Source organism: Pseudomonas sp. NBRC 111139 (assembly GCF_001753955.1).
In the GTDB taxonomy this organism is placed as follows: domain Bacteria; phylum Pseudomonadota; class Gammaproteobacteria; order Pseudomonadales; family Pseudomonadaceae; genus Aquipseudomonas; species Aquipseudomonas alloputida.
Genome location: NZ_BCBP01000014.1, coordinates 1 through 21,998 on the forward strand (window position 1 = coordinate 1; position 21,998 = coordinate 21,998).

20 protein-coding genes are annotated in these 21,998 nt (G+C 61.0%); 17 read left to right on the top strand and 3 right to left on the bottom strand.

Features of this window, described 5'->3' with window-relative positions; all coding sequences use genetic code 11:
* Positions 1–69: 69 nt before the first annotated feature.
* Together BJQ17_RS00080 and BJQ17_RS00085 are read right to left on the bottom strand one after the other, a co-directional pair.
* A complete protein-coding gene (locus BJQ17_RS00080) occupies positions 70–1,290 on the bottom strand; it encodes a CaiB/BaiF CoA-transferase family protein (RefSeq protein ID WP_070095332.1) in 1,221 nt (406 codons plus the stop codon).
* Between the two features lie 13 nt (positions 1,291–1,303).
* Positions 1,304–2,485: an acyl-CoA dehydrogenase gene (locus BJQ17_RS00085; protein ID WP_003252907.1), complete on the bottom strand. Its 1,182-nt coding sequence runs from the start codon at positions 2,483–2,485 to the stop codon at positions 1,304–1,306.
* A gap of 160 nt (positions 2,486–2,645) precedes the next feature.
* Between BJQ17_RS00085 and BJQ17_RS00090 the strand changes: the two genes are divergently transcribed.
* The 10 genes from BJQ17_RS00090 (at position 2,646) to BJQ17_RS00135 (ending at position 12,521) form a co-directional block, all read left to right on the top strand.
* Entirely contained in the window at positions 2,646–3,563 is a 918-nt protein-coding gene (locus BJQ17_RS00090; protein WP_070095333.1) for a LysR family transcriptional regulator, read from the top strand.
* A 418-nt stretch (positions 3,564–3,981) separates the two neighbouring features.
* On the top strand, positions 3,982–5,103 hold the full coding sequence (locus BJQ17_RS00095; protein WP_003252911.1) for a Re/Si-specific NAD(P)(+) transhydrogenase subunit alpha: 1,122 nt from the start codon (positions 3,982–3,984) through the stop codon (positions 5,101–5,103).
* Between the two features lie 11 nt (positions 5,104–5,114).
* On the top strand, positions 5,115–5,429 hold the full coding sequence (locus tag BJQ17_RS00100; protein WP_003252914.1) for an NAD(P) transhydrogenase subunit alpha: 315 nt from the start codon (positions 5,115–5,117) through the stop codon (positions 5,427–5,429).
* Positions 5,430–5,431: 2 nt separating this feature from the next.
* Positions 5,432–6,868: an NAD(P)(+) transhydrogenase (Re/Si-specific) subunit beta gene (locus tag BJQ17_RS00105; protein ID WP_070095334.1), complete on the top strand. Its 1,437-nt coding sequence runs from the start codon at positions 5,432–5,434 to the stop codon at positions 6,866–6,868.
* Positions 6,869–7,054: 186 nt separating this feature from the next.
* Positions 7,055–8,548 (top strand): acetyl-CoA hydrolase/transferase family protein, encoded by a 1,494-nt coding sequence (locus tag BJQ17_RS00110; RefSeq protein WP_003252922.1) that lies wholly within the window; start codon positions 7,055–7,057, stop codon positions 8,546–8,548.
* Between the two features lie 435 nt (positions 8,549–8,983).
* Positions 8,984–9,199 carry a DUF1127 domain-containing protein gene (locus tag BJQ17_RS00115; RefSeq protein WP_003252924.1) on the top strand — a complete coding sequence of 72 codons (216 nt, stop codon included), beginning with the start codon at positions 8,984–8,986 and terminating at the stop codon, positions 9,197–9,199.
* Between the two features lie 312 nt (positions 9,200–9,511).
* Entirely contained in the window at positions 9,512–9,829 is a 318-nt protein-coding gene (locus BJQ17_RS00120; RefSeq protein WP_003252928.1) for a DUF2388 domain-containing protein, read from the top strand.
* 89 nt (positions 9,830–9,918) lie between these two features.
* Positions 9,919–10,212, top strand: a complete 294-nt coding sequence (locus BJQ17_RS00125; RefSeq protein ID WP_003252930.1) for a DUF2388 domain-containing protein — start codon at positions 9,919–9,921, stop codon at positions 10,210–10,212.
* 36 nt (positions 10,213–10,248) lie between these two features.
* Positions 10,249–10,569, top strand: a complete 321-nt coding sequence (locus tag BJQ17_RS00130) for a DUF2388 domain-containing protein (RefSeq protein ID WP_003252932.1) — start codon at positions 10,249–10,251, stop codon at positions 10,567–10,569.
* Complete coding sequence (locus BJQ17_RS00135; RefSeq protein WP_070095335.1) at positions 10,566–12,521, top strand: DUF4105 domain-containing protein; 1,956 nt, start codon at positions 10,566–10,568, stop codon at positions 12,519–12,521. The genes BJQ17_RS00130 and BJQ17_RS00135 overlap by 4 nt, the downstream gene beginning before the upstream one ends.
* Before the next feature lie 38 nt (positions 12,522–12,559).
* On the opposite strand, the gene BJQ17_RS00140 is transcribed toward BJQ17_RS00135, so the two are convergent.
* Positions 12,560–12,961 carry a GFA family protein gene (locus BJQ17_RS00140; protein ID WP_003252936.1) on the bottom strand — a complete coding sequence of 134 codons (402 nt, stop codon included), beginning with the start codon at positions 12,959–12,961 and terminating at the stop codon, positions 12,560–12,562.
* Between the two features lie 267 nt (positions 12,962–13,228).
* Here BJQ17_RS00140 and BJQ17_RS00145 point away from each other — a divergent pair, with 267 nt between their 5' ends.
* The 7 genes from BJQ17_RS00145 (at position 13,229) to BJQ17_RS00175 (ending at position 21,997) form a co-directional block, all read left to right on the top strand.
* The gene (locus tag BJQ17_RS00145; RefSeq protein ID WP_003252938.1) at positions 13,229–14,536 is read left to right on the top strand and encodes a CitMHS family transporter; all 1,308 of its coding nucleotides are present in this window, start codon (positions 13,229–13,231) and stop codon (positions 14,534–14,536) included.
* Between the two features lie 69 nt (positions 14,537–14,605).
* Positions 14,606–15,376 (top strand): TerC family protein, encoded by a 771-nt coding sequence (locus BJQ17_RS00150; protein WP_003252940.1) that lies wholly within the window; start codon positions 14,606–14,608, stop codon positions 15,374–15,376.
* A gap of 283 nt (positions 15,377–15,659) precedes the next feature.
* Entirely contained in the window at positions 15,660–17,318 is a 1,659-nt protein-coding gene (locus BJQ17_RS00155; RefSeq protein WP_003252941.1) for a Na/Pi cotransporter family protein, read from the top strand.
* 30 nt (positions 17,319–17,348) lie between these two features.
* A complete protein-coding gene (locus BJQ17_RS00160; protein WP_004575248.1) occupies positions 17,349–18,755 on the top strand; it encodes a pitrilysin family protein in 1,407 nt (468 codons plus the stop codon).
* A gap of 93 nt (positions 18,756–18,848) precedes the next feature.
* Positions 18,849–19,874 (top strand): DUF5924 family protein, encoded by a 1,026-nt coding sequence (locus tag BJQ17_RS00165; protein WP_003252945.1) that lies wholly within the window; start codon positions 18,849–18,851, stop codon positions 19,872–19,874.
* A 201-nt stretch (positions 19,875–20,075) separates the two neighbouring features.
* Entirely contained in the window at positions 20,076–21,209 is a 1,134-nt protein-coding gene (locus tag BJQ17_RS00170; RefSeq protein WP_070095336.1) for an ABC transporter permease, read from the top strand.
* Positions 21,206–21,997 (top strand): ABC transporter ATP-binding protein, encoded by a 792-nt coding sequence (locus tag BJQ17_RS00175; protein ID WP_003252949.1) that lies wholly within the window; start codon positions 21,206–21,208, stop codon positions 21,995–21,997. Before BJQ17_RS00170 ends, BJQ17_RS00175 begins: the two co-directional genes overlap by 4 nt.
* The last annotated feature ends 1 nt before the right edge of the window (position 21,998 follow it).

Sequence of the window (21,998 nt, forward strand, 5' to 3'; positions counted from 1 at the left end):
AATTTCAATAACCGTTGATAGCGCAGAAAAAACAAAGCGGGGAGGCCTGACGGCCTCCCCGCTATTCATCTAGAGCACACCAGCACCACGAAGGCGCTGCACCTCGCCGACATCCAGCCCCAACACCTCCCCCAGCACCGCTTCGGTATGCTCGCCTAACAAGGGTGGCGCCCGGCGATACTCCACTGGCGTCTCCGACAACCGTATCGGGCTCGCAACTTGCGGCACACTACCCGCCAAGGGATGCGGAATACTCAACGCCAACCCGCGCGCCAGCACCTGGGGATCCTGGAACATCTGCGCCAGGTTATTGATAGGCCCACACGGCACTCCTGCAGCCTCCAACTGGGCCACCCACTCAGCTGTGGTCTTGAACACCGTAGCCTGGCGAATTAGTGGTATCAGCTCAGCCCGGTTGGCCACCCGCAGCTTATTGGTAACGAACCGAGGGTCCTCCGCCCATTGCGGCTGCCCGGCCACCTCAGCGAATTTACGGAACTGGCTGTCATTACCGACGGTAAGAATGAAATCGCCATCTGCCGTCGGAAAGTCCTGGTAAGGGACTATATTAGGATGCGCATTACCCAGCCGACGAGGAGGGGCGCCCGTGGTCAGGTAGTTCATTGCCTGGTTCGCCAGGCAGGCCACCTGCACATCGAGCAATGCCATGTCGACATGCTGACCGACCCCGGCCTGATCCCGGTGGGCGAGAGCAGCCAGCATGGCGACCGTGGAATACAACCCGGTCAGAATGTCGGTAAGCGCCACCCCCACCTTGACCGGCCCGGCGCCCTCTTCACCCTCCGGACGACCAGTCAGGCTCATCAGCCCACCCAACCCCTGGATCATGAAGTCATAGCCAGCGCGCTTGGCATAGGGCCCGGTCTGACCGAAGCCGGTAATGGAGCAATAGATGAGCTGCGGGTTTATCGCCTTCAGGCTCTGGTAGTCCAGGCCATACGCTGCCAGCCCACCTACCTTGAAGTTCTCTATGACGATATCGCACTTCGCCGCCAGTTCACGCACCAGCCGCTGTCCCTCCGGCTGGGTAAAGTCGATGGTCACTGAGCGCTTGTTGCGGTTGGCCGACAGGTAATAGGCCGCCTCACTGGTGTCCTCACCTTCGGCATCCTTGAGAAAAGGCGGCCCCCATGAGCGGGTATCGTCGCCACTGCCAGGGCGCTCGACCTTGATCACGTCGGCGCCAAGGTCAGCCAAAATCTGACCAGACCACGGGCCGGCCAACACGCGCGAAAGGTCTAGCACCCGCAGATGTGATAGCGCGCCCATGGCTTGCTCCTTATCAATAGAACGCCTGGATACCGGTCTGCGCACGACCCAGGATAAGTGCATGCACATCATGGGTACCTTCATAGGTGTTGACCACCTCCAGGTTAACCAGATGGCGGGCCACACCAAACTCGTCGGAGATGCCGTTGCCGCCCAGCATGTCACGCGCCATACGGGCGATATCCAGCGCCTTGCCGCAGGAATTGCGCTTCATGATGGAGGTGATTTCCACCGCAGCCGTCCCTTCATCCTTCATGCGACCCAGACGCAGGCAGCCCTGCAGCGCCAGGGTGATTTCTGTCTGCATGTCGGCAAGCTTCTTCTGAATCAACTGGTTGGCGGCCAGTGGACGACCAAACTGCTGACGGTCCAGGGTGTACTGGCGAGCGGTGTGCCAGCAGGCTTCAGCGGCACCCAGCGCACCCCACGAAATACCATAGCGAGCCGAGTTCAGGCAGGTGAACGGGCCCTTGAGGCCACGCACGTCCGGGAAAATGTTCTCTTCTGGCACGAACACATTGTCCATGACGATTTCACCAGTGATCGACGCGCGCAGGCCAACCTTGCCATGGATTGCCGGGGCACTGAGGCCTTGCCAGCCTTTTTCCAGTACGAAGCCACGAATATCGCCCGCATCATCCTTGGCCCACACCACGAACACATCGGCGATGGGACTGTTGGTGATCCACATTTTACTGCCGGTCAGCCGGTAGCCACCGTCGACCTTCCTCGCGCGCGTAATCATCGAACCAGGATCGGAGCCATGGTTAGGCTCGGTCAGACCGAAGCAACCGATCCACTCGCCACTGGCCAACTTGGGGAGGTACTTCTGCTTTTGAGCTTCGGTGCCAAATTCGTTGATCGGCACCATCACCAGCGACGACTGCACACTCATCATCGAGCGGTAACCTGAGTCGATACGTTCCACTTCGCGAGCAATAAGGCCATAGCACACATAATTCAGGCCACTGCCACCGTATTGCTCGGGAATGGTTGCACCCAACAGGCCTACTTCACCCATCTCGCGGAAGATCGCCGGATCGGTCTGCTCATGGCGGAAGGCCTCAAGCACACGCGGGGCCAGCTTGTCCTGGGCGAACTGATAAGCGCTGTCACGCACCATGCGCTCTTCTTCAGTGAGCTGCTGATCCAGCAGCAACGGGTCGATCCAGTTGAAGCTTGCTTTACCGGCCATGAGCGAATCCTCGAAATAGGGGGCAGTTTCTTGTGCCTTTGAGCCTAGGCCTGATCGGCCGCCGGGACAAACGAGGATTGCGCACCAATTAGTGATATTTTGTCACTCCGTAAATCGGCAAAACGCCTTATTGACAGCCTTACAAGTGAGGTTGACGTACATGCGCCGTAAGATCCCCAGTACCGCCGCCCTGATTTGCTTCGAGGCGGCAGCCCGTAACGAGAGCTTTACCAAGGCTGCCCAGGAACTCGCGCTGACCCAGGGTGCCGTCTGTCGGCAGATCGGTGGCCTGGAAGCCTTCCTTAATGTGGAACTGTTCCGTCGCTCGCGCCGCGGCGTAAGGCTGACCGAAGCCGGCCTGTCCTACAGTCGCCAGGTGGCGGCCCAACTGGACGCCGTGGAGCGCGATACCTTGTCGGTCATGCGCCAGCAAGGCGCCAATGTGATCGAGCTGGCGGTAGTGCCGACGTTTGGCACTCAATGGCTGCTACCACGGCTCAAGGACTTTCAGCAGCGCCACCCGGAGGTCACAGTCAACCTCACCAACCGCACCCGGCCATTCCTGTTCGCCGACACTACCTTCGATGCCGCCATCTATTTTGGTGATGCGGACTGGTCAGGCACCCAGTCGCACCAACTGATGGGTGAAAACCCAGTACCCGTGTGCAGCCCGGCACTGCTGAACGGCCAGGGCATGCTCGAGGCACGCCACATCGCGCAGCTACCACTGCTGCAGCAGAGCACGCGCCCGTATGCCTGGCGGCAATGGTTCGGCAGTGTGGACATGAATGTGGAGCGCGACATGACAGGCCCGCGCTATGAACTATTCTCGATGCTCGCCCAGGCGGCCATGCACGACATGGGCATTGCCCTGATACCACCGTTCCTGATCCAGCGGGAGTTGGAGGAGGGAAGGCTGGTGGTCGCTAACAGGCATGCCCTGAGTAGCGACAAGGCCTACTATCTGATGATTCCAGAGCGCAAGGTGGAGTCGGCGTCGCTACGCGCCTTTCGCGACTGGCTGGTAAGCCAGGCTCAGGCCTACATGAATAGATCAGGGGCAAGCGCGACAAATTGACCCTGTAGTCAATTATTTTAAACACCTACAGATATATGTATATGTCGCATATTCGCAAACTGTAACGCAAGCATAAAAACACCCTTTAACCGTGCTCAGTACGCGGCTTTGCGGGTTATTTTGCGACATCCAACTAGTCGTAAGCGAATTGGCCGCTTTTTTTTGATTTTTTCTCCTAATCTGCCAATGGCGCATGTTTGATGGGCTGCAACCCTATTGCTGCGACAAGCGGTCACAGGGTGACTTGTAGTTTTGACTTCGTTTCGCTTCAGAACCGGTTGAAGGCCTTCGGGTTCGTCTGCAAAATGCTTCGCCCCGCCCGGGATCCGGCGGGTTGGCGCTCCACAGCCGCCCCAGCGCACCATCCGAAGTGTGCTGGCTTCTACAAAGACAAAAGGTCACCGCAGGAGAAATAGTCGTGCACATTGGTGTTCCTCTCGAGACGCAGACCGGTGAGACAAGGGTCGCTGCGACCCCCGAAACCATCAAGAAACTGATTGGCCAGGGCCATCAGGTCACCGTTCAACGGGGGGCAGGGCTCAACGCCGCCATTCCGGACAGTGCCTATGAAGCCGTGGGTGCTTCCCTTGGAAGCGCCGCCGATGCCTACGGCGCCCAATTGGTACTCAAAGTGGTCGCCCCCAACGACCAGGAACTGGCCCTGATCAACAGCGGCAGCCTTCTGGTGGGCATGCTCAACCCCTTCAACGGTGAACTGATCGGCAAGATGGCCGAACGCGGTATTACCGCCTTCGCCCTGGAAGCCGCGCCGCGAACCTCGCGGGCGCAGAGCCTGGACGTGCTGTCGTCGCAGGCCAACATCGCCGGCTACAAGGCCGTGTTGCTGGCAGCCCATCACTACCCACGCTTCATGCCAATGCTGATGACCGCTGCCGGTACCGTTAAGGCCGCACGCGTCCTGGTACTGGGCGCTGGCGTTGCCGGCTTGCAGGCTATCGCCACCGCCAAGCGCCTGGGTGCGGTGATCGAAGCATCCGACGTTCGCCCGGCGGTGAAAGAGCAGATCGAATCACTGGGTGCAAAATTCATCGACGTGCCCTACGAGACCGACGAGGAGCGAGAATGCGCCGAAGGTGTTGGCGGCTATGCCCGACCAATGCCGGCCAGTTGGATGCAGCGCCAGGCGCAGGCCGTGCACGAGCGCGCCAAGCAGGCCGATATCGTCATCACCACCGCGCTGATCCCCGGGCGCAAGGCGCCGACCCTGCTAAGCGCCGAAACCGTGGCGCAGATGAAGCCTGGCTCGGTGGTCATCGACCTGGCTGCAGCCCAAGGCGGCAACTGCCCACTGACCGTCGCAGATCAAGTGGTGCAGGAGAACGGCGTGACCATCGTCGGCCCGACCAACCTGCCGGCCCAGGTGAGTGCCGATGCCTCGGCACTGTATGCACGCAACCTGCTGGACTTCATGAAGCTGCTGTTCGACAAGGATGGCGCGCTGATCATCAACCTCGAAGACGACATCGTCGCGGCCTGCCTGATGTGCCGTGATGGTCAGATCGTCCGCAAGAACGGCTAAGGAGCACGACAATGGAAGACATGCTGATTTCCCACGGCATCTACAACCTGATCATTTTCGTGCTGGCCATCTATGTGGGCTACCACGTGGTGTGGAACGTCACCCCGGCGCTGCACACCCCACTGATGGCGGTCACCAATGCCATCTCGGCAATCGTCATCGTCGGCGCCATGCTGGCCGCGGCCCTGACCGTGACCCCGGCCGGCAAGCTGATGGGCACCCTGGCCGTGGCCCTTGCCGCAGTCAACGTGTTCGGTGGCTTCCTGGTCACCCGCCGCATGCTTGAAATGTTCAAGAAGAAAACCAAGAACGAGGCGAAGAAGTAAGCATGAGCATGAATCTGGTAACGCTCCTCTACCTCGTCGCCTCGGTGTGCTTCATCCAGGCGCTCAAGGGCCTGTCGCACCCGACTACCTCGCGGCGCGGCAATCTGTTCGGCATGATCGGCATGGGGCTCGCCATCCTCACGACGGTCGGCCTCATTTATAAGCTTGGGGCTGAACTTGCCACTGCCGGTATCGGCTATGTCATCGTCGGCCTGCTGGTCGGCGGCACCGCCGGTTCCATCATGGCCAAGCGCGTCGAAATGACCAAAATGCCCGAACTGGTCGCTTTCATGCACAGCATGATCGGCCTGGCCGCGGTGTTCATTGCCATCGCCGCCGTGCTGGAGCCACAGTCGATGGGCATTGTGGCTGCCATCAGCGATCCGATCCCCACCGGCAACCGCCTGGAGCTGTTCCTCGGTGCTGCCATCGGTGCCATTACCTTCTCCGGTTCGGTGATCGCCTTTGGCAAATTGTCGGGCAAGTACAAGTTCCGCCTCTTCCAAGGCGCACCGGTACAGTTCGCTGGCCAGCACAAACTGAACCTGATCCTTGGCATGACCACCATCGCCCTTGGCCTGCTGTTCACTTTCACTGGCCACTACAGTGCCTTCACCCTGATGCTGGTCCTGGCCTTCATCATGGGTGTGCTGATCATTATTCCGATCGGCGGCGCCGACATGCCAGTGGTGGTGTCGATGCTCAACAGCTACTCGGGGTGGGCAGCGGCCGGCATCGGCTTCTCGCTGAACAACTCGATGCTGATCATCGCCGGTTCCCTGGTAGGTTCGTCCGGTGCCATCCTCTCGTACATCATGTGCAAGGCGATGAACCGCTCGTTCTTCAACGTCATCCTTGGCGGCTTCGGTGGCGATACCGACACTGGCGCGGCGCAAGGTTCGCAAGAACAGCGGCCGGTGAAGTCCGGTTCGGCTGACGATGCCACCTTCCTGCTCAGCAATGCCGACAGCGTGATCATCGTTCCGGGCTACGGCCTGGCGGTGGCCCGCGCACAACACGCACTGAAAGAGCTGACCGAGAAGCTGACCCACAATGGCGTGACCGTGAAGTATGCGATTCACCCGGTGGCGGGCCGCATGCCCGGGCACATGAACGTACTGCTGGCCGAGGCTGAAGTGCCGTACGATCAGGTATTCGAGATGGAAGACATCAACGCCGAGTTCGGCCAGGCCGACGTGGTGCTGGTGCTGGGCGCCAACGACGTGGTCAACCCGGCGGCGAAGAACGATCCCAAGTCGCCAATCGCCGGCATGCCGATCCTCGAGGCGTTCAAAGCCAAGACCATCATCGTCAACAAACGCTCGATGGCCAGCGGCTATGCCGGCCTGGACAACGAACTGTTCTATCTGGACAAGACCATGATGGTGTTCGGTGACGCCAAGAAGGTCATCGAGGACATGGTCAAGGCAGTGGAATGACACCAGCCGCTGCAAACCAGCTGATATAAAGGAAGCCCCGGTCAGAATCTGCCGGGGCTTTTCTTTTATTGATCCGGATCAACGGCTCAAATACAAGGCTTCTCATACGACCATGGTCGTGGGACGGCAATGGGCGAAATCTCTAGACTGCGCTGCAGTAGTTTCAGTAGCCCGAGATAACAATCCATGTACCGTGATCGTATCCGCTTGTCCTCCCTGCACAGCAAGGTAATGAGTGCGGCTGATGCCGCTGGTCTGATCGAGGACGGCATGACTGTCGGCATGAGCGGCTTCACCCGCGCCGGCGAAGCCAAGGCCGTACCGCATGCACTGGCCGAACGTGCCAAGCAATCGCCACTGAAAATCAGCCTGATGACCGGCGCCAGCCTGGGCAATGACCTGGACAAACAACTGACCGAGGCCGGTGTGTTGGCCCGCCGCATGCCGTTCCAGGTCGACAGCACCCTGCGCAAAGCCATCAATGACGGCCAGGTGATGTTCATTGACCAGCACCTGTCGGAAACCGTCGAGCAACTGCGCAACCAGCAGCTGAAGCTGCCGGACATCGCGGTCATCGAAGCCGTGGCCATCACCGAGCAAGGCCACATCGTGCCAACCACGTCGGTGGGCAACTCGGCCAGCTTCGCGATCTTCGCCAAGCAGGTGATTGTGGAGATCAACCTCTCGCACAACACCAACCTCGAAGGCCTGCACGACATCTATATCCCAACCTACCGTCCGACTCGCACGCCAATCCCGCTGGTCAAGGTAGACGACCGTATCGGCAGCACCGCGATCCCGATCGACCCGGCCAAGATCGTCGGTATCGTCATCAGTGATCAGCCAGACTCGCCGTCCACTGTGCTGCCGCCAGATGATGAAACACAGGGCATCGCCGACCACCTGATCAACTTCCTCAAGAAGGAAGTGGATGCAGGCCGTATGACCAACAAGCTCGGCCCGCTGCAAGCCGGCATTGGCAGCATTGCCAATGCGGTGATGTGCGGCCTGATCGAGTCGCCGTTCGAAGACCTGACCATGTACTCCGAAGTGCTGCAGGACTCCACCTTCGACCTGATCGACGCCGGCAAGCTTAGCTTCGCATCGGGCAGCTCGATCACCCTGTCAACGCGCCGCAATGCCGATGTGTTCGGCAACCTGGAGCGCTACAAGGACAAGTTGGTGCTACGCCCGCAGGAAATCTCCAACCACCCGGAAGTGGTACGTCGCCTGGGCATCATCGGTATCAACACCGCACTGGAGTTCGATATCTACGGCAACGTCAACTCCACTCACGTCTGTGGCACCAGGATGATGAACGGCATCGGTGGCTCCGGCGACTTCGCCCGTAACGCCCACCTGGCCGTGTTCGTCACCAAGTCGATTGCCAAAGGCGGGGCGATTTCCAGCGTGGTGCCAATGGTCAGCCATGTCGACCACACCGAGCACGACGTGGACATCCTGGTCACCGAGCAGGGCCTGGCGGACCTGCGTGGCCTGGCGCCGCGCGAGCGAGCGCGAGCGATCATCGACAACTGCGTGCACCCAGACTACCGCGCTGCGCTGAACGACTACTTCGACCGTGCCTGCCAGCGTGGCGGCCATACCCCGCACATCCTGCGTGAAGCCCTGAGCTGGCACGAAAACCTGGAAGAAACCGGGCGCATGCTGGCTAGCTGATCCAGATGTGGTACGGAACGGCGGCCCTGCCTCTGCTGTTCCGGCCTCTTCGCGGGCTTGCCCGCTCCCACAGGTGATGTGCAACCCTAAAGGGCAGCACTTTCTCTATGGGAGCGGGCAAGCTCGCGAATGGACCATAACAGTCAAACCCTTCTATCAATACACCTTTCCGCCATCAGCAGAATAATCTGTTCTACTGTACTGGTGTTTTCAGATCTTCCCGACTGACAAATCCCCTTCTTCGAACCAAAGCGCACCAAAGAAGTGCAGACCAGTACAGTTACGCCTATTTCGAGTGCAACAGTAGGGTTACACAGTTAACTGAGCCATCGTCTTTCAACTGAACTGTATCTACTGTTATGGACGACAGAGGAGGATCATTGGCATCAGTTAAATCACTACCTAATGCCGCCATAAGCGGAAGGATGAAGCATCATGGAACGTACCCTCAGTTCCGGTCTGGTTTTTGAAAGCAACGCCCAGCAATCCAACACCTCGCTGCCGCTGCGCGCATTGTCGACCCTGCTGCTGTGGCAGCGCCGTATGACCAGCCGTCGTCAACTGGCTCGCCTGGACTCCCGCCTGCTGGCAGACGCCGGTATCAGCGAGTCGCAGCGTTACGAAGAGCTGAGCAAGCCTTTCTGGCGCTAAGCTCCCGGCTTGCCGGCTTTGACCGGCACCGTGAATTCCCCAAACCCGTTGCAGGTGACTGCAGCGGGTTTTTTATTGCCCGAGAGACGCGCTGTAGAGCACTTGAGATCACGACCAGTACAGTTTTATAGGTACAAAAAAACACCTTAACAGTTGCCTGGCGCAGCACTCGTTATCATCGCTACGTAGCACTGCGTGATACGCTTGGCATAACCGTCTGCTAGAACCCCGTTGTTGAAACGTACCGTGACGATCCCTGCAAACGTCCGATAAAGCAGAACCAACCTGACCCTACCCCAGGAGTCCACGATCATGTCCCGTAAACACCTGCTTGGCGCCGCCCTGCTGCTTGGCCTGGCTGGCACTGCCAACGCCACCAGCTTCGTTGTCACCACCGATACGGTAGTACGCGCCGTTGCCGCCTCCACCGACGCCACTTCCGATCTGAGCTCTTCGTTCCGCGACGACAAGATCGTCCAGGCAGCCCGCGATGACGCAGCCACCTTCGTCGGCACTCAGGGCGCTATCCGCGGCGCCCGACTGGAAAGCGCCTTTGTACACATCCGTTCGAACATGCCTACCCTGCAAGCCAGCGATGCACAACTGGCCCAGGCCATCCTGGCACTCTGATACACGCCATGCGAGACAGGTGCGTTGGCTTCGGCCCTCGCACCTGAGGTAGGCTTCGCCGTTCACTTTTCCAGCCTTCAAGAAAGCTCATGCGTTATCTGTTGCCGTTGCTGTTCGCCGCCGCAGGCATGGCCAGCGCCCATGCCATGGATACGACCACACAAAGCCTGGTCATCACCGGCTATGTCACCAGCCAGGTCACAGCCGCACCATTCGATCGCAAATTGGTCACACAGGCCCGCGACGATGCCGCCGCATTCGTTGCCAGCGACGGCCTGATCCGTGGTGCACGCCTGGAAGCCGCCCTTGAATCATTACGCCACAATTGCGCACGGCACGCCGTCGGCGATCTGGAACTGGCGCAGGCAATTCTCGTCCAATAACTACATCTGACTCCCTGTATTTTTCGGAGATGCTCCATGCGTAAACCGCTGATTGCCGCTTCCCTCGGCATGCTGCTGCTGGCCGACCTGGCCCAGGCACAGACCCTGGTGGCCACCAGCAACATCATCGTGCGTGCCTTTGGCCGTTCGATCGACTTCACCTCAGACACCACCACCTCGATCCGCGACTCCAAAGTGGTGCGCGAAGCCCACGACGACGCTGCAAGCTTTGTCGCCAGCAACGGTGACATCCGCGGCGTCCAACTCGAGGCAGCCTTCAATACCCTGCGCGAGCGCGTACCGGAAGCGCGAGGCGCCAGCGACCAGGTGCTGGCTGAAGCCATACTCGCACTGTGACGCGCGTGCGCGCCTGGCTGCTCGGCTGCGCCCTGACGCTGCTCGGCACGCCCGCCTTGGCCGACCTGCAGCTTGAGCTGCAGTCGTCCGGCCTGGACCCGCAACAAGCACAAGCTTCCCAAGCCCTGCTCAACGAGGCCATGGGTAAGCTGCCACCGCGCTTCAAGCAACAGCTGGACCGTCGCGTGCGGGTCAGTTGGAGCGACAACATGCCTGCCGACGCCTATGGGCAGGCTTCACTGATATCCACCCTCGAGCTCAACCGCAGCTTGCTGCCCAGCCTCACCGATGGCAGCGCCGCCACTGAGCGCACCGACCGCCCACATGGCACGGTGCGTGAAGAGCTGCTGGCCACCGTGCTGCACGAGCTCACCCATCTCTACGACCGTGCCCGCTTGTGGCCCAGCGTCGAGAATTCGCTGATTGCACGCTGCAAGCGCCAGCAAGGCACGCTGGGCAAGGTCGGCCTGCCGGAAGAATGCCGCGGGCAGGCAGAGCGCCGCTTCACCCTGAGCGACGACCCACGCCTGCTCGACCTGGCCGGGTGGCAGCAGTACGTGGGCCGACGAGGCGAGCGCGAACAGCACAATGGCCAATTCGTGCGCAGCCCCGACAGCTATGAGTTGAGCAGCCCCAAGGAATACATCGCGGTCAACATGGAGTATTTCCTCCTCGACCCGAGCTACAGCTGCCGTCGCCCGGCGCTGTATCAGTACCTCCGTGAACACTTCGGCTGGGCCCCCCAACAGGACACCTGCGCCAAGGGCCTGCCGTTCATCAATGCCGGCAGCGACTTCGCCCGCCAGCCGCTAGGTGAAATCGACCCAGAGCGGGTCTACGAAGTGGACTATCTGCTGGCTGAAGCCAATCAGAACCTGGTCAGCCGCTGGGGGCACAGCATGCTGCGCCTGGTGATCTGCAAGCCGGGCCGACCACGCGGCCCAGACTGCCGCCTGGACCTTGATCAAAGCCTGGTGCTTTCGTACCGCGCCTTCGTCAACGACGTGCAACTCTCCAGCTGGGACGGCCTGGTCGGCAACTACCCGTCGCGGCTATTCGTGCTTCCGCTGGGCCAGGTGATCGACGAATACACCAAGACCGAGCTGCGCAGCCTGGCCTCGGTGCCCTTGAAACTCAACCGCGATGAGATCGAGAGCCTGGTGCGCCAGGCCGCCGAGATGCACTGGAGCTATGACGGCAACTACTGGTTCCTGTCCAACAACTGTGCAGTGGAGTCATTGAAGCTGCTGCGCAGCGGCACCGCCAATCCACGCCTCAACGACCTGGACAGCATCATGCCCAACGGTTTGCTGGCCGTGCTCAAGGGCAGGGGGCTGGCAGATACCAGCGTGCTTGATAACCCGCGCGAAGCGTTACGCCTGGGCTACCGCTTCGATTCTTACCGCGACCGGTACCAGGCCATGTTCGAGGTGCTGAGAAAACAGTTGCCAATCAAGCAAGCTCTGGTTGAAGACTGGCTGGCCCTCAATGCCGAGCAGCGCCGTAGCTGGTTCGCCAAGGCTGACCTGCGCACCAGCGCGGCACTGCTTCTGCTTGAGCAGGCCAGCCTGCGCCGGCAGCTTCTGCTGGCCCAGGACGAGGTCAAGCAGCGTTACCTGAATGCCGCAGCCTTGAACGATGGCAGCATCAACAAAGCTGATGCCACGCTCAAGCAAATGCTTGCCAACAGCGGTTTTCTCAGCCGCCCGGCAGAGTTGCTCGATTCCAAAGGCTACGGGCTGCCGCAGCCAGAAGAGCGCAAGCACCTGGAGCAGGTGAGCAGCGAGCGGCAGGCACAGCTGTTGCGCTTGAGCACCAGCCTGGACAAAGAGGTGAGGGCGCTGCTGGAGCCGTCGCGAGCCAAGGAAATTGCAGCGATCGAGGCCAACGTGAAGCAAATCGGTGAGCATTTGCGGGCGTTGCACAAGGCTGCTGGTGGCCTGCAGTTGTGATGGATGAAGGGCTAGCCCTTTCACGGGCAAGCCCACGCCTACAGGCGCTCCTCATCTTCCGACGGCAAATCCTCATCCAGATGCAACCAGGGCAACCGGCTGCCTACCCAGATATGCCGGTTGGCTTGCACCCACTCAGGGTGATCCAGCGTGGCCACCGTCACATCGATCGTCTGCGGGCTATGCGTGGTCACCAGCGCCACATGCGCCCCACACTGCCCACAGAAGTAGCGGCTGCAACTGGCAGGCGCCACATAGCAGTTCGGCTCGCCCGTTAACCACTGGAACCCAGAACGGGGTAGGGTAAGCCAGGTGACCACCAGTCCACCGCTGACCCGCCTGCAGATCGAACAATGACAGTGGGCAATGTCCGTCAAGTTGCCCTCCAGCCGATAACGCAGGGCGCCACAATGGCAGCCACCTTCGGTTACATCCTGCATCACCTACCTCTCGTCACCTTTGCTTCAGCGAAAGCTGGCTGAAAGCTTGCCCTTTTAGGATAGCGCCCACTACCGGCACAAGACCGGTCAGCCAGGGCACCCGGTCAATACCGCGCCCGGCCCAATCAACAACAACAATGGTGATTCTGATGTATTCCTGTGCCCGCCTTTTCGTAGTCCCCTTCCGCATGCTCCCCGCACAGTGCCCTACGCGCTGATACGCCCGAATCGACTGCCCTTTCGCCGCGCCCCGCCTGGAGTATTGCCATGCTGACCTTCCTCGGCTTTGCCATGGTCATCACGTTCATGTACCTGATCATGACCAAGCGCCTTTCGGCCTTGATCGCGCTGATTCTGGTACCGATCCTGTTCGCCCTGTTCGGTGGTTTTTCCGCCAAGATCGGCCCCATGATGCTAGAGGGCATCAGCAAGCTCGCACCTACCGGCGTGATGCTGATGTTCGCCATCCTCTATTTCGCCCTGATGATCGATTCCGGCCTGTTCGACCCGGCCGTTCGCAAGATCCTCAAGCTGGTCAAGGGCGATCCGCTGAAAGTCTCGGTCGGTACCGCTGTACTGGCCCTGGTGGTCTCGCTCGACGGTGACGGAGCCACCACCTACATGATCTGCTGCGCCGCCATGCTGCCGATGTACAGCCGCCTGGGCATGAGCCCGCGGATCATGGCCGGCCTGATCATCCTCGCCGGCGGCGTGATGAACATGACCCCCTGGGGTGGGCCGACCGCGCGTGCTGCCAGCGCCCTGCACGTAGACCCGTCAGACATCTTCGTGCCGATGATCCCGGCCATGCTGTTCGGTGTGTTGGCGATCCTGGCCATTGCCTACATGTATGGCAAGCGTGAACGCGCCCGACTGGGCGAACTGCATCTGCCTACCGACGACATCGACCACAGCGAAATCACCGTCTCGCAGTACCCGGACGCACGCCGGCCCAAGCTGCTGTACTTCAACGGTGCCCTGACCGCCACCCTGATGGTCGCGCTGATCGCCGGCGTGCTGCCGCTGCCAGTGCTGTTCATGATTGCCTTCAGTATCGCCATGATCGTCAACTACCCGTGCCTGCAACAGCAGAAGGACCGCATCGCCGCCCACGCCGGCAGTGTACTGGCCGTGACCGGGCTGATCTTCGCCGCCGGCATCTTCACCGGCATCCTGTCCGGCACCGGCATGGTCGACGCCATGTCCAAGAGCCTGCTGGCGGTCATCCCCGAGGCACTGGGCCCATACCTGGCCGTCATCACCGCGATCGTGAGCATGCCGTTCACCTTCTTCATGTCCAACGACGCGTTCTACTACGGCGTGCTGCCGGTGCTGGCCGAGGCCGCCAGCCACTATGGCATCACCCCGGTGGAAATGGCCCGTGCGTCGATCGTCGGGCAGCCGGTACACCTGCTCAGCCCGCTGGTACCCTCCACCTACCTGCTGGTGGCCCTGGCCGGTATCGAGTTCGGCGATCATCAGCGCTTCACGCTCAAGTGGGCAGTGCTGGTATGCCTGTGCATAATGCTCGGCGCACTGCTGATGGGGATTTTCCCGCTGTTCAGTAGTCTTTAATACATCCGTATCACGTACGCGACGCGCCCTGACCGGGGCGCGTTGCCATTACCGCTCGAAGGAAAATACATGGAATGGCTGACCAGCCCGGAAATCTGGGTTGCCTTTTTCACCCTTACCGCGCTTGAGATCGTCCTCGGTATCGACAACATCATCATGATCTCGATTCTGGTCAGCCGCATGCCCAAGCACATGCAGCCACGCACCCGGATCTTCGGCCTGGCCCTGGCCATGGTCACCCGTATCATGCTGCTGCTGTCGATTACCTGGGTGATGCGCCTTACCGCCGACCTGTTCGTGGTATTTGGCCAAGGCATCTCCGGGCGTGACCTGATCCTGTTCTTCGGTGGCCTGTTCCTGCTATGGAAGAGCTCGCAAGAGATCTACCACGGCCTGGAAGGCGAGGACGAGAATGCAGAGGAGCCCAAAGGCGCAGGTGGCAAGTTCTTCTACACCATCATCCAGATCGCCATCATCGACATCGTGTTCTCGCTGGACTCGGTGATCACCGCTGTGGGCATGGTTTCCCACGTACCGGTGATGATCGCCGCCATCGTCGTGGCCGTGCTGGTGATGATGCTGTGCGCCGGCGCCATCAGCAATTTCATCGACAAGCACCCGTCGCTGAAGATGCTCGCGCTGTCGTTCCTGATCGTGGTCGGTACTGTACTGATCGCTGAAGCGTTCGATGTGCATGTACCGAAGGGCTATGTCTACTTCGCCATGGCCTTCTCGCTGGGGGTGGAAGCCATCAACATACGCATGCGCACCGCCATGGCCCGCAAGGAAGGCAAAGATCATGAACCGGTGAAACTGCGCAAGGACATTCCGGGTCAATAAGGCCAAGGAAAGTGCTGCACAACAAGGGCCCTTCGCAGGGCCCTTTTTCATGCCTTTTTTCTGTGCGTTTTTTCCTGCGCGTTGTCACTGTGGAGGCTTGCCCGCGAAGCAGCGCCGACAGGCCGTCATTCGTTTCAAGATCTGTTTCAAATAAATGACTGCCATGCGAAGCTGGCGACAGCTTGGCAAAACAGCTAAAGCTTTGAGTGAGCACCGAAAATTCTTCAAACGCTCACGTTTCTTTTCTTGGCCCGATGGGCCTATGCAACAGGGGGCCTTCGCCATGCTGACCCTGCTCAACCTGCTCTCGGCCGTGACGCTTCTGGTCTGGGGTACCCACATTGTGCGTACCGGCATCCTTCGGGTATTCGGCTCGAACCTGCGACGCATCATCAGCCAGAACATGGACAAGCGCCCGCTGGCATTCATCGCCGGTATTCTGGTCACGGCCATGGTTCAAAGCAGTAACGCCACGGCCATGCTGGTCACCTCTTTCGTCGGCCAAGGCCTGATGGCCATGACCCCGGCCTTGGCAATCATGCTGGGTGCCGACGTGGGCACCGCACTGATGGCCCGGGTACTGACCTTCGACCTGTCCTGGCTGTCGCCGCTGCTGATCTTCCTTGGCGTGATCTTCTTCCTTTCGCGCAAGCAGACACGGGCCGGCCAACTGGGCCGAGTAGGCATCGGGCTTGGCCTGATCATCCTGGCACTTGAGCTTATCGTGCAGGCAGCTGCGCCGATCACCCATGCCCAGGGCGTGAAAGTGCTGTTTGCCTCACTGACCGGCGACATCATGCTCGACGCTCTGGTCGGGGCAATGTTCGCCATGATTTCCTATTCCAGCCTGGCCGCCGTTCTGCTCACAGCGACACTGGCCGGCGCCGAACTGATCAGCTTGCCGGTAGCCATCGGGCTGGTGGTCGGCGCCAACATCGGCAGCGGGCTGCTGGCCTTCATCAGTACCAGCATGCAGAACGCCGCCGGGCGTCGGGTGGCCTTGGGCAGCCTGCTGTACAAGCTGATCGGCCTGGTGCTGATCATCCCTGTGCTGCACCCGCTGGTGGCATGGATGGACTCGCTGAGTTTCAGCCCTCAGGAGCTGGTCATCGGCTTTCACCTGCTCTACAACACGCTGCGTTGTCTGATCATGCTGCCCACAGTCAAACCGATGGGGCGGCTGTGCAACGCCCTGCTGCCTGAACGGGAAATCGGCAATGGTCAGGTGCGCCCCCGTCACCTTGACACCTCGGCCCTGGAAACGCCCAGCCTGGCCCTGGCCAACGCCGCCCGCGAGACTTTGCGCCTGGGGGATATCGTCGACAGCCTGCTCGAAGCCATGCTTGGAGCCCTGCGTGGCACCCAGACCGCCTTGCCACAGCAAGTTCGCGCCTTGGGCGAAGACGCCGAAGCCCTGTACAGTGCAATCAAGCTGTACCTGGCGCAGATGTCACGGGAAGACCTCAGCGAACAGGACAACCGCCGCTGGGCCGAAATCATCGAGCTGGCAATTAACCTCAAACTCGCCTGTGACCTGATCGAACGCATGCTGCGCAAGGTCCAGCAGCAGAAAACCAGCCAGCGTCGGGAATTTTCCCAGGTAGGCCTGGAAGAGCTGACCGGCCTGCAGGAGCAATTGCTGGCCAATCTGCGCCTGGGCCTGTCGGTGTTCCTCAGTGCCGACCCGGAAAGCGCCCGCTTGCTGCTGCGGGAAAAACGCCGGTTCCGTGCCCAGGAACGGCGCCTCGCACACGCCCATGTCAGCCGCCTGCAGCGCAAGGTCGTGCAAAGTATCGAGACCAGTTCGCTACACTTGGAGCTGATCGCCGACATGAAGCGGTTGAACTCTTTGTTCTGTAGCAGTGCCTATGTGGTACTGGGCGGCTCGGACACCGGAGGGCTGATGCTCGACAGTGTGCCCGATGAAGCCCGCCAGCCGTGATTTCTCCTAGCTGAGGACCCTCGCTCGCCCATGCGTTGCCTGATGTTCGTTTGCCTGCTGATCTGCAGCCTGCCCTCGTTTGCCCTCGACCGCTCGCGGGTTGAAGGCTACCTGTTGCCTAATGGTCTGCAGGTCATCCTGAAAAACGGCTACGAACGGGACCATGTGGCGATTCGTCTAGTGGTCGGCGTGGGCCTGGATGATTTCGACTGCGAGCAGAAAGAGCTGCCACACCTGCTTGAGCACCTGTTGTTCAGTGGCATCGACGAAACAGGCGAAGGCGGGCTGGAAGAGCGCCTTCAAGCGCTCGGCGGCGAGTGGAACGCCTATACCAGCAGTGCCGACACCACCTTTGTCATCGAGGCCCCGGCGCGCAACCAGCGCAAGGTCCTCGACCTGCTGTTGGCAGTCATCCGCGATACCACCATCGACGCCAAGGCCTTGACCACCGCCAAGCGCATCATAGAGCGCGAGGATGGCGGCCACTATGGCCACCTGCAGCGCTGGCTCGACCGCCAGGATATCGGCCACCCCGCCAACGACCAGTTGGCCACCGAGCTGGGTCTGAAATGCCCGGAGCGCTCCAACCTCGACGACATGACCTTGGAGCAAGTTCAGGCGTTGCGTGACCGCTGGTACGCGGCCAACAACATGACCCTGATCATGGTCGGAGGCCTCGATCGCCTGCTTCCGGCTTATCTGGAGCGGTCCTTCGGCGAACTGCCCGCCACTGAACCCGAAGAGCGCCGCAACCTTGAAAGCATCAGCCAACAGGCCGAACAGCGTCGCAACCTGACCCGCGGCTGGCTGGGTGATAGCGTCAAATTGCACTGGCTGTTCATCGAGCCGGTGCTGGACAACGACCATCAAGCCACCCTCGACCTGCTTTCGCGCTACCTGGACTGGGCGCTGTACGACCAGCTACGTCTGCGCAACGGGCTGTCCTACGGCCCCTCCGTGCAACGTGAAAGCTTTGGCGACACCGGCCTGCTCAGCCTCAATGCGGACCTTGAGCGCGATGACATCGACAAGGCTGTCAAGGTGATGCAGGCCCTGTTCGACCACCTGCGCAAGGAAGGCCTGGACCCGGACACCTTCGCCCGCATCAAGGAAGCCAGCATCGCCAAGGAAAGCTGGAGCACCCAAGGCAACAGCGCCTTGGCCGACTACTACTGGGGGGCGCTGAACGACTATACCGACGGGCGCTTTGCCAGCCCGGTGCGCAAGCTGCGCCAAGTCAGCCTGGAACAGGCCAACGAGGCACTGAAGGATCTGCTCAAGGAAGATGGCTATGTGCGCATCGAAAAGCCGTTGCTAGGCTATGACGAGCTTTACGGGCTGATGGCCTTGCTTGCGGGGCTGTGCCTGACGGCGGGGCTGTTGCGCTGGCGGCGGCATGGGCCTGAACGGCCCAGTGGTGCTACACGGCAGCGGTAAATCGGCGGTATCCTTTTGCCAGTACCGACCCTTTCGCAGGCTTGCCCGCGAAGAGGCTGGCACAGCCACCTCACTTTTCTGTTGTAGCCCCCAATGCCCCAAATCCCCCATATCGTCCAGCGCGTCATCGAACTCCTCAAGCGCTACCCCGGCATCATTGCGCTCGGCGGTTTCCTCTCCGGTATCGGCAGCTTCATCCTGGTCGACCGCCAGGCTGGCCTGGCCAGCTGGGTCGCCGTGCTCATGCTGGTCAGCTGGGTCTGGCTGATGCTGGAGAACACCCTCACCGGGCTGTTCGCGCGCACGTTCAACCGCGAGATCCCTCAGCCGCTGCTGCGCTATGCAACGCAGATGATCCACCAGGAAACGCTGTTCTTCGTGCTGCCGTTCTTTTTCATCACCACCACCTGGAACAGCGGTCAGCTGGTCTTCACCGGCTTGCTCGGCGCCGCCGGCCTGGTTTCGATCACCGACCCGCTGTACTACAAGTGGCTGGCACCACGGCGCTGGCTGTTCCTGGCGCTGCATACCCTGACGTTGTTTGCCGCTCTGCTGACCGCGCTACCGATCATCCTGCACCTGACCACCGCACAAAGCTTCAAGCTGGCCCTGATCGCAGCCATGGCCCTGTCATTCCCCAGCCTGGCCAGCAGCTTCCCGATCAACAACTGGCGCCGCGCCGTGGCTCTGGTGCTGGTTACCCTGTCGGTCGGTGCCGGTGGCTGGCTGCTGCGCTCCTGGGTACCGCCGGCAACCCTGTGGATGACCGAGGTGGCGGTGAGTACCGAAGTCATGAACCGCCAACCGGGCGACTCGCTGGACGAAATTGCCGCCAGCCGCATTCGCAGCAGTGGCCTGTATGCCTACACCGCCATCAACGCGCCACGCGGCCTGAACGAGCGGATCTACCACGTGTGGCAGAAGGACGGCCAAGAGGTCGACCGCATTGCCCTGGACATCCACGGCGGGCGCAAGGAAGGCTATCGGGCCTGGACCCACAAGCAGAACTTCCCACCCAACCCGGTAGGCAAGTGGCAGGTGAGGGTGCTGACCGAGGATGGGCAAGTGATTGGCGTGCTGCGCTTCAAGGTGGTCAATGATGCACCCGCGGGTAGTTGACCCCCTGCCTTGCGCATGAGCAGCCTTGTGCTGCGAAAGGGCCGGTACAGCACACCACTTCCGTGTGCGCTTACGAGCTCTTCGCAGCACAAGCCTGCGCCATGGCACTGCTGCCAAGCGCACACACAGCACATAATCACCAAACAGCCCATGCCCCCTGCGCTATGATCAGCCCCTAAGCCTTAGCGCCGAGTCAATTGCATGGAGCCTATGACCACCCCTAGCGCCACCCTGGACACCAGCTGCCAACCGGCCTGCCTGCGTATTACCGGTGACTGGACCCTGGCACACTACGCCAACCTCAAGCGCGAGAGCGAGCGCCTGCGCACGCAGTGCGCTGCCAACACGATCGCCGACCTCAGCCAGCTGGGCCGCCTGGACACCGCCGGTGCTTCGCTGCTGGCCGAACTGCTAGGCTCCGAGCGCCTGTCGCGCTGCACCCACGTGCTGCCTGAAGCCAGCCAGGCGCTGCTGAAGAATGTCTACTGTTCAGTCCAGGATTACTGCATCCCGGTCAAGGAGCCCGAGCGCAATGTGCTGTTGCTGCTGCTGGAGCGTATCGGCCGCGCCGTCGGCACGCTGTGGCAGGACAGCATGCAACTGCTTGGTTTCGTCGGTGTGATTCTGGAAACCTTGCTGCGCCGCGCCTTCCAGCCACATCGCTGGCGCTTCACTCCTGTGGTGGCACATATTGAGCAGACCGGGCTGGACGCCGCGCCCATCGTTGCGTTGCTGACCTTTCTGGTGGGCGCCGTAGTCGCTTTTCTCGGCGCCACGGTGCTGGCCGACTTCGGCGCGACCATTTTCACCGTCGACCTGGTTGCGTTCTCGTTCCTGCGCGAGTTCGCCGTGCTGCTGACCGCCATTCTCATGGCCGGCCGCACTGCCAGCGCGTTCACCGCGCAGATCGGCTCGATGAAGGCCAACGAAGAAATTGACGCCATCCGCACGCTGGGCCTCAACCCCATGGAACTGCTGGTGGTGCCGCGGGTACTGGCCCTGCTGATTTCGCTACCGTTGCTCACCTTTGTCGCGATGATCTGCGGCATCGTTGGCGGTGCGGTGGTATGCGCCCTGACGCTGGATATTTCGCCGGCCATGTTCCTGTCGCTGCTGCAAAGCGACATTGGCGTGCAGCACTTCCTGGTAGGCCTGGCCAAGGCACCGTTCTTCGCCTTCCTGATCGCCGCCATCGGCTGCCTGGAAGGCTTCAAGGTCAGCGGCAGCGCCGAGTCGGTGGGGGCACACACCACCTCGGCAGTGGTGCAGTCGATTTTTGTGGTCATCGTGCTGGATGCGGTGGCAGCGCTGTTCTTCATGGAGATGGGCTGGTGAGTGGCCAGGATTGCGTAATCGAAGCCCGCGGCATCTGCAACCGCTTCGGCCGCCAGGTGGTACATGAAAACCTTGACCTTGACCTGTACCGCGGCGAAATCCTCGCCGTGGTAGGCGGCTCAGGCAGCGGCAAGTCGGTGCTTCTGCGCAGCATCATTGGCCTGCGCCGGCCCAATGAAGGGCAGATCAAGGTGTTCGGCCAGGACCTGACCGGCCTGCGCGAAGAACAGCGTTCACTGGTCGAGCGGCGCTTTGGCGTGCTGTTCCAGAAGGGGGCGCTGTTCTCTTCGCTGACGGTGACCGAAAACGTGGCCTTGCCGCTGATCGAGCACGCCGGGCTGTCGCGCAATGATGCCGAGCACTTGGCCGGGGTGAAATTGGCCCTTGCCGGGTTGCCGATCTCGGCTGCCGACAAGTACCCGGCCTCGTTGTCGGGGGGCATGATCAAGCGCGCAGCGCTGGCCCGCGCCCTGGCCCTGGACCCGGACATCCTGTTCCTCGACGAACCCACGGCTGGCCTGGACCCGATCGGTGCCGCGGCATTTGACCAGTTGATCCTTACCCTGCGCGATGCTCTGGGGCTGTCGGTGTTCCTGATCACCCACGACCTCGACACCCTGTACACCATCACCGACCGCATCGCGGTGCTGTCGCAAAAGAAAGTCCTGGTGGCCGGCCCGCTGGCCGAGGTCGAGAAGACCAACGACACCTGGATCCAAGAATACTTTCACGGCCCTCGCGGGCGCGCCGCCGAACAGGCTGCCACCCGTGCCGGGCAGGAGCGCTGAG

Bases quoted from the DNA above. Each gene is read 5' to 3' on its own strand.
- BJQ17_RS00140 (WP_003252936.1), bottom strand. From the start codon at position 12,961: ATGCAGGATGTAACCGAAGGTGGCTGCCATTGTGGCGCCCTGCGTTAT.
- BJQ17_RS00125 (WP_003252930.1), top strand. From the start codon at position 9,919: ATGCGTTATCTGTTGCCGTTGCTGTTCGCCGCCGCAGGCATGGCCAGC.
- BJQ17_RS00130 (WP_003252932.1), top strand. From the start codon at position 10,249: ATGCGTAAACCGCTGATTGCCGCTTCCCTCGGCATGCTGCTGCTGGCC.
- BJQ17_RS00090 (WP_070095333.1), top strand. From the start codon at position 2,646: ATGCGCCGTAAGATCCCCAGTACCGCCGCCCTGATTTGCTTCGAGGCG.
- BJQ17_RS00165 (WP_003252945.1), top strand. From the start codon at position 18,849: ATGCCCCAAATCCCCCATATCGTCCAGCGCGTCATCGAACTCCTCAAG.
- BJQ17_RS00110 (WP_003252922.1), top strand. From the start codon at position 7,055: ATGTACCGTGATCGTATCCGCTTGTCCTCCCTGCACAGCAAGGTAATG.
- BJQ17_RS00120 (WP_003252928.1), top strand. From the start codon at position 9,512: ATGTCCCGTAAACACCTGCTTGGCGCCGCCCTGCTGCTTGGCCTGGCT.
- BJQ17_RS00105 (WP_070095334.1), top strand. From the start codon at position 5,432: ATGAGCATGAATCTGGTAACGCTCCTCTACCTCGTCGCCTCGGTGTGC.
- BJQ17_RS00170 (WP_070095336.1), top strand. From the start codon at position 20,076: ATGGAGCCTATGACCACCCCTAGCGCCACCCTGGACACCAGCTGCCAA.
- BJQ17_RS00080 (WP_070095332.1), bottom strand. From the start codon at position 1,290: ATGGGCGCGCTATCACATCTGCGGGTGCTAGACCTTTCGCGCGTGTTG.
- BJQ17_RS00145 (WP_003252938.1), top strand. From the start codon at position 13,229: ATGCTGACCTTCCTCGGCTTTGCCATGGTCATCACGTTCATGTACCTG.
- BJQ17_RS00160 (WP_004575248.1), top strand. From the start codon at position 17,349: ATGCGTTGCCTGATGTTCGTTTGCCTGCTGATCTGCAGCCTGCCCTCG.
- BJQ17_RS00155 (WP_003252941.1), top strand. From the start codon at position 15,660: ATGCTGACCCTGCTCAACCTGCTCTCGGCCGTGACGCTTCTGGTCTGG.
- BJQ17_RS00150 (WP_003252940.1), top strand. From the start codon at position 14,606: ATGGAATGGCTGACCAGCCCGGAAATCTGGGTTGCCTTTTTCACCCTT.
- BJQ17_RS00115 (WP_003252924.1), top strand. From the start codon at position 8,984: ATGGAACGTACCCTCAGTTCCGGTCTGGTTTTTGAAAGCAACGCCCAG.
- BJQ17_RS00100 (WP_003252914.1), top strand. From the start codon at position 5,115: ATGGAAGACATGCTGATTTCCCACGGCATCTACAACCTGATCATTTTC.
- BJQ17_RS00085 (WP_003252907.1), bottom strand. From the start codon at position 2,485: ATGGCCGGTAAAGCAAGCTTCAACTGGATCGACCCGTTGCTGCTGGAT.